The organism is Mycobacterium sp. E3305 (genome assembly GCF_001666785.1).
In the GTDB taxonomy this organism is placed as follows: domain Bacteria; phylum Actinomycetota; class Actinomycetes; order Mycobacteriales; family Mycobacteriaceae; genus Mycobacterium.
Map to the genome: position 1 here is coordinate 1 of NZ_LZJA01000195.1, position 1,099 is coordinate 1,099.

Below are 1,099 nucleotides of genomic sequence, written 5' to 3' on the forward strand. Positions count from 1 at the left end.
TCGAATGTATGTTCGATTCGAGGGTGCCGTCGGCGGAGTCGATCGCCGCGTTGGATGAGCACTTCGAGCGGCGCTATCCGTCGGTGACGCCGGAGTCCGCGGCGTTGCTGGAGCGCGTCGCGGGCATGGCGCGGGCGGAGAATCGGGCGGCGGCGGGGCAGTTGGCGGTGATCGGGGAGTTGTTTGCTTACCGGCTCTCCCGGTGCGCCGAATGTGAGCAGTGGGCGGTGGATACCGAGGCGGCGGTGGCCGCGGAGGTGGCCGCGGAGTTGCGGATCAGCCAGGGGTTGGCGGCCAGCCGGGTGCGGTATGCCCGCGCGCTGCGCGAGCGGCTGCCGAAGGTGGCCGAGGTGTTCGCCGCCGGCGACATCGACTTTCGGATGGTGCAGACGCTGGTGTATCGCACCGATCTGATCACCGACAGTGAGGTGTTGGCGGCCGTGGACGCGCAGCTGGCGGCGAACGTGGCGCGCTGGCCCTCGATGAGCCAGGGCCGGTTGGGTGCGCAGGTGGACAAGGTGGTGGCGAAGGCCGATGCCGATGCGGTGCGGCGACGCCGGCAGCATGCTGCGGGGCGCGAGGTGTGGATCGGTGAGATGGGGGAGGGATTGGCCCGCATCGAGGGCACCCTCTACAGCCTGGATGCGCACGCGCTCGAGAAGCGCCTGGATGCGTTGGCGGCCACGGTGTGTGCCCACGATCCGCGCAGCCGCGAGCAGCGCCGCGCGGATGCGTTGGGCGCACTGGCCGGCGGGGCCGAGCGGCTGGGGTGTCGCTGCGGGCGCCCGGACTGCGCGGCCGGCGCCCGGCCGGCGGCCGGTGCGGTGGTGATTCACGTGCTCGCCGAGCAAGCCGCCCTGGATCGCGGGGTGGGGATGGCCAGTGAACTGCGGGCCGACGGCCTGATTCCACCCGAGCTGGTGGCCGAGTTGGCCGCCGCGGCCAAGCTGGTGCCGCTAATTCATCCCGGGGACGCGCCGCCCGAGCCGGGCTATGTGCCCTCCCAAGGGTTGGCCGATTTCGTGCGGTGCCGGGATTTGACGTGCCGCTGGCCGGGTTGTGACTGCCCGGCGGTGGCCTGCGACCTCGACCACACCAT

The 1,099-nt window shown here is 71.7% G+C and carries 1 protein-coding gene; it reads left to right on the top strand.

All coding sequences use genetic code 11. The features are described 5' to 3' along the window. Positions 1-8 precede the first annotated feature (8 nt). On the top strand, positions 9-1,099 hold a 1,091-nt coding region (locus A5701_RS18055), incomplete at its 3' end, for a 13E12 repeat family protein (protein WP_067756639.1).